1 protein-coding gene is annotated in these 390 nt (G+C 54.4%); it reads right to left on the bottom strand.

What is annotated here, in order from left to right:
* Positions 1-390, bottom strand: a 390-nt coding sequence (locus KDM90_RS17620; RefSeq protein ID WP_212676935.1) for a hypothetical protein, incomplete at both ends; no start/stop codon positions are given.

The following is a 390-nucleotide window of genomic DNA, read 5'->3' as shown; positions in this document are numbered from 1 at the left end:
CCAATGGCAAGGTTTCTGGTGACGCACTATCGACAATCGTGTCATTAATTGTCGCGACCGTGACCGTGAAGCTGGACACGCCCGCTGGGACGATCAAGTTGCTACCGACCAAGCTCACGCCATTGCTAAATGTCGGAGTGGTGTTGTAGTCACTCGTCGCTGTCGCTGTGCCACCACCCAAGGTGTAGGCATAGGTCGAGGTATTCGATGTCGTTCCTGTCAACGTGATCGTGTAGGTCAAGTTATTACCTTCGACCACATTGTTGTCACCCACACCCGGTGCGCCTGGTTCAACTGTGGAAACCGCTGGCTTGTCGTTATCGATAATGCCGCCTGTCCCTGTCACACCTGCTATCACCAACGGCACCGTTTCTGCTGTCGCCGATTCCA

The organism is Affinundibacterium fentianense (genome assembly GCF_018139545.1).
Classification (GTDB): Bacteria; Pseudomonadota; Gammaproteobacteria; order Burkholderiales; family Burkholderiaceae_D; genus Undibacterium; species Undibacterium fentianense.
Note: the sequence above shows the minus strand (reverse complement) of the source record. Positions and strands in the feature narration are given on the sequence as shown.